Source organism: Ruminococcus difficilis (genome assembly GCF_016680995.1).
In genome coordinates, this window is record NZ_JAEQMG010000162.1 from 1 (window position 1) to 5188 (window position 5188).

At 50.3% G+C, this 5188-nt stretch carries 5 protein-coding genes; 3 read left to right on the plus strand and 2 right to left on the minus strand.

What is annotated here, in order from left to right; genetic code table 11:
• The first annotated feature begins 203 nt into the window (after window positions 1-203).
• The 3 genes from JKK62_RS14460 to JKK62_RS14470 are packed head-to-tail and all read left to right on the plus strand — an operon-like array spanning window position 204 to window position 2905.
• Window positions 204-2522, plus strand: a complete 2319-nt coding sequence (locus JKK62_RS14460; protein WP_201428519.1) for a BppU family phage baseplate upper protein — start codon at window positions 204-206, stop codon at window positions 2520-2522.
• A 12-nt stretch (window positions 2523-2534) separates the two neighbouring features.
• Complete coding sequence (locus JKK62_RS14465) at window positions 2535-2762, plus strand: hypothetical protein (protein WP_186834246.1); 228 nt, start codon at window positions 2535-2537, stop codon at window positions 2760-2762.
• Window positions 2759-2905 (plus strand): XkdX family protein, encoded by a 147-nt coding sequence (locus JKK62_RS14470; protein ID WP_186834245.1) that lies wholly within the window; start codon window positions 2759-2761, stop codon window positions 2903-2905. The genes JKK62_RS14465 and JKK62_RS14470 overlap by 4 nt, the downstream gene beginning before the upstream one ends.
• Window positions 2906-2940: 35 nt before the next feature.
• On the opposite strand, the gene JKK62_RS14475 is transcribed toward JKK62_RS14470, so the two are convergent.
• Both JKK62_RS14475 and dapF read right to left on the minus strand, forming a co-directional pair.
• Window positions 2941-4119 carry an LL-diaminopimelate aminotransferase gene (locus JKK62_RS14475; protein ID WP_186834244.1) on the minus strand — a complete coding sequence of 393 codons (1179 nt, stop codon included), beginning with the start codon at window positions 4117-4119 and terminating at the stop codon, window positions 2941-2943.
• Window positions 4120-4177: 58 nt separating this feature from the next.
• Window positions 4178-5188, minus strand: a 1011-nt coding sequence (gene dapF, locus JKK62_RS14480) for a diaminopimelate epimerase (protein ID WP_243411869.1), incomplete at its 5' end; no start/stop codon positions are given.

A 5188-nucleotide genomic window follows, 5' to 3' on the forward strand; every position in this document is an offset into this window, starting at 1 on the left:
AGTAAATCTGATGGGTTGGTTTGATATTTTCTGTTATTCATTGTTACATCACTCCTATGAGTAATATAACATATCAGCTACATTCTTGTAAAGTAAATTTATTTATGTCGTTTGCTATAATTGCATATTTCTATGCAATTTTTCTTATTATCGTCGCGTGAATGAGGAAGCCCCATCCTCAATAAATTTCTAGGAGGAAGAAGATGAACGATTATATCGCGGAAATCACTCTTGATCTCAACTGTGAGCGCAGCTGTCAGACGATAATGCTGACGCAGTTTGACAAGGGCAAGAAAATCCACCTCACTGTCACGGCAAACGGCGAGCCTTACTCCGTGAGCGGCTGCTCGGTTGTGATGAAGGGCGTGAATTCCGACGGCAGCAGGGTCGCCGTTGACTGTGATGTTGAGCAGGACGGAACCGCCACCGCCGTTACCGATGACATTACCTTTGACGTAAAGGGATTTGCCGCCGCGAGATTTGTGATTTCCGACAGTCAGAGAACATACAACACACAGAGATTTTTGATTTATGTCGACGACGCGCTCGACACAGACGTCACCACTGACCCGTCTTATTCGATTCTGAACAGACTGATTCGCGAGGTACAGCTGATTGACGAGCGCGGCGGGATCATAGTAGACGATGCGCTAAGTACCACCAGCACCCACCCCGTACAGAACCGCGTTGTGACTGCCGCCCTCGCAACGAAGGCACCCGCTGTTACAGCATACACCTTCGACAGCACAACAACAGAAGTTCCGTTTAATGTCAATAACCCTAAGATTATTTATCTGAACGCCGTTGTTGACGGAGAAAACGGAATTGTAATCACTTCCGCTCAAACTGCAAGCTTCCAGTTTTTCTTCGGACGAAACGGTACGACTAAAATACGTTTGAGAAACGGCGCAGATACCTATTCCGAATGGCAGCCCGCGGCAGAAAAAATCATCAATAAAAAGAACGCGATCACCAACGCCAACAAATCCAGCGCGGAGTTTTACCCTTCGATCAAGGCTCTTGTCGACTACATAGCCGAGAATTACGAGGCATTGTCAAACAAGCTGACCTCAGAAGCGGGTATTGACGAGGATTCTACCGATACCGAGTATCCTACCGCGAAGGCTGTGTTTGATTTCGGCGTGCAGATTATTGACGACGTTAATGAAGATATTACGGAAACCAATTCGAACCTATCCGACCTCAAGGCGTATATCGGCTACACCTCGGGCGATATCCTTGGCTTGCATGCAGATTTTGAGAACAAGGTATTTACAAGGCTCGGTGCTGCTGTCGGTCTGAGCGCGGGCAACGATTTCAACGCGTACCCGATGTACGGTCAGCGCAGGCGCGTTGTTGTCGATTCGAACGGCGTGATAGACGACAGCTATTCTCCGGAAAATGTTGAAGAATCCGATACTAATGTTGACGTCATGGTCTATCAGCCGAAGTTCTACTACAAGGTCGTACCGCTCAAGCTCGAGAAGCAGTCCGGCGGCTTGGGATATCATATCCGCAAGGCGAATTACTACATCAGCTCGACGCCGCATGCCGGCTTTAAGCTTCACCCGCTCTTCTATGACGAGAACGGCAACGAAATTGACTATGTACTTTTCTCGGCGTACGAGGCGTCTTTTATGTATTGGCGCGCAATATCACCAACAGCAGGAACATATGAGATTTTCCATGACGGAGTTGACACAGACACAACGATTGACACCAGCGCGGTTCTGAAATCTTTGCCGGGCGTCAAGCCGATCTCAGGTCAATACAAGACAATGAACAAGCTCAATATGGAGAACTGCGCTCTGAGAAAATCACCAAACTGGCACCTCGACACGATCCAGTCTGTTTCAGCAAATCAGCTGCTCATGGCTATCGAGTTCGGAACATTTAATACTCAGAACGCTATCGGCATGGGTGTTGTTTTAAACTCAAGTGTCAATTCAAATAACTGCTCGTCACTGACGGGCTCAACCTCCGCTCTAGGCAACTCAACGGGTATGGCAAGCGAAACAATTTATGATGTTGCCGGAACGGAAACGACTTTCAGCTCTGACGGCAAGGTATCTGTCAGCTATCGCGGAATTGAAAATCTGTGGGGTAATAGCTGGAAGCACATCAACGGAATCAACCTTTGGGGTGACGGCACAATGGGCAGCGGTCAGGTGTATATTGCAGATGATTTCTCCTTCAACGAAAGCAGTCATTCCGGCAATTACAAATCAACGGGCTTGACCCTTGCAAATGCAGGTGGTTATATTTCCGCATTTGGCTATGGCGATAAAGATTATGACTGGCTTTTCTTGCCGTCAGAAACAGCAGGCAACAGTTCTCTTCCCGTAGGCGACAACTACTATTGCACATCAAATCTGAATGGATACCGCGTTGTCCGATTGGGCGGTTTTTGGAATTATGGTGCTAATGCCGGCGGATTCTCTTTATCTTGTGATTCTGTTCCAAATACGCAGCATCAAAGCGTAGGCGGTCGCCTGCTGTATGTGCCGACTTCAACAGTCTGAGGGGGTATTACTATGACAGATTACGGTATTGTAAAAAGTGCGGTCAGACCCGAAGAAAAGGTCGTTGACGAGTTTTCCTTGTGGGTCAACACAGACATCACGGAAGCAAACGGAGGCTGGATATATCACATGGTGCAATACAGCAAGGATGAGTACATCAGACTGATGGACGAAGCAAATCAAAAGGCTCAGGCAGACTTGGAGTATATCGCCATGATGACGGAGGTGGAGCTTGAATGAGTAAGCACTTCAAAAAAGTAAAAGGCTATTATGACAGCGGCTTGTGGAGCATCGAGAGAGTCCACAACGCTGTTGTTAAAAACTGGATTACCGCGGAAGAATATAAAATAATCACCGGCGAAGATTATTTCACCGCCGCTTAACAAAAATCAGCTCCGAGTTTCCTCGGAGCTGACTTTTATGATAATAATTTTTTGATTCTTTCAACAGCCTCAACGGTGCTTTCCCTGTCGCCGAATGAGGTCAGGCGGAAGTAGCCCGCGCCGTTTTCACCGAAGCCCTCGCCCGGTGTACCGACTACATTGGCTTCCTTTAATAGCAGGTCGAAGAATTCCCAGCTTCCCATGCCGTTCGGGCATTTCAGCCAGATGTAGGGTGAGTTCTTGCCGCCCGTATAGTAGATACCGAGCTCATCGAGAGCAGACGCGATAATGCGCGCGTTCTCCTGATAGTAGGCGATATTCTCGCGGATCTGGCGCTGTCCCTCCTCGCTGAACACTGCTGCCGCAGCGCACTGAACGGGATATGAAACGCCGTTGAACTTTGTTGCCTGACGGCGGTACCATGTGGCATACAGATTGTGACCGTCGCGCTCAAGCTCCTTCGGGATAACCGTGTAGCCGCAGCGAGTGCCCGTAAAACCGGCGGTCTTTGAGAGCGAGCAAAGCTCTATGGCGCAGGTTCTCGCACCCTCGATCGCGTAGATTGAACGGGGCAGATCCTCTGTTATAAACGCCTCATACGCCGCGTCGTAGAGAATGACCGCGTCGTTTTTGTTGGCGTAATCGACCCATGCCTTGAGCTGGCCGAAGGTGAATGCCGCGCCCGTGGGGTTGTTAGGAGAGCAGAGGAAGATGATGTCTGCCTTTACGCTCTCGTCGGGCATCGCGGAAAAACCGTTTTGTTCGTTGCAGGCGGTGTAGATGATTTTTCGTCCCGCCATGATATTCGAATCGACGTAAACGGGATAAACGGGATCGGTGACGAGGACTGTGTTGTCCTGTGAGAAGATATCGCCGATGTTGCCGCAGTCGGACTTTGCGCCGTCCGACACAAATATCTCGTCGGGCGATACGCTTACGCCGAAGCTCTTGTAGTAACCCGAAATCGCCTCTCTGAGGAAGTCATAGCCCTCATACTCGGGATAACCCTTGAAGGTTTCCTTGTGAGCAAGCTCCTCGGCGCCCTGCTTCATAGCCTCCACAACAACGGGAGCCAAAGGCAGGGTAACGTCGCCGATACCGAGGCGTATGATCTTCTTGTCGGGATTCGCCGCCGCATACTCCGCGGTTTTTCTCGCAACATCAGCAAAAAGATAGTTCGGTACAAGATTGTCAAAATTTCTGTTGATTTTCAAAGTGGATTCATTCCTTTATATCAGACTTTTTCCTAATATCTGATAACCGGTGTTAGTATTATACCTCAACCTCTCCCTCGTAAACCTTCTCGGCATTGCCTGTCATGTAGACGGTCTCGTCGGTGTAGTTGATGATCAGATCGCCGCCCTTGAGCTTGATTTTGATGTCGTCGCCCTTCTTGCAGAAGCCGTTTTCGCATGCCGCAACCGCAACCGCGCAGGCGCCTGTACCGCAAGCCCATGTCTCGCCCGAGCCGCGCTCCCATACGCGCATCTTGATCGTCTTTTCGTTGAGGACTGTGACGAACTCGGTGTTTACTCTCTCGGGGAAGATCGGGTCGTTCTCGAACAGCGGGCCGATTTCCTCAAGGTTGATGTTGTCGATGTCGCTGTCGACGAATACAACGCAGTGCGGGTTGCCCATTGATACGCAAGTGATTCTGTAATCCTGCATACCGATTGTCACTCTGCGGTCAACAACCTTGTCGCCGCTGAGGTCAACGGGAATGAGCTTCGGGTCGAGGATAGCCTTGCCCATATCGACGCGCAGGGTCTTGACCTCGCCGTCGGTGGTGTACGCCTTAAGCGACTTGATGCCGCTGAGGGTCTCGATTGTGATTTCGTCCTTCTCCTTGATGTTGACCATGCCGTGGTCGTAGAGGAACTTGCCGACGCAGCGAATACCGTTGCCGCACATCTTGCCCTCGGTGCCGTCGCGGTTGTACATCTTCATCTGAGCGTCAGCGACCTTTGAGGGAGCAACGAGGATAACGCCGTCGCCGCCGATACCGAAGTGACGGTCGCTCAGACGAACCGCAAGAGCCTCGGGGTTATTGATCCACTGACCGAAGGTGGAGAAGTAAATATAGTCGTTGCCGATGCCCTGCATCTTTGTGAAGCGGAGCTTTGTCTTGGAATCTCTCATGTTGTTTATGTCCACAAGCTCGGTACTGTGCTGGGAATAGCGGCTCTTGAGGCAATCCGCGAGCGCGTTTGCGGTGTCGAGAGAGGTCAGACACGGAATGTTTCTCTCAACGGTCTTGCGGCGGATCTTTACGGAGTCACGCGA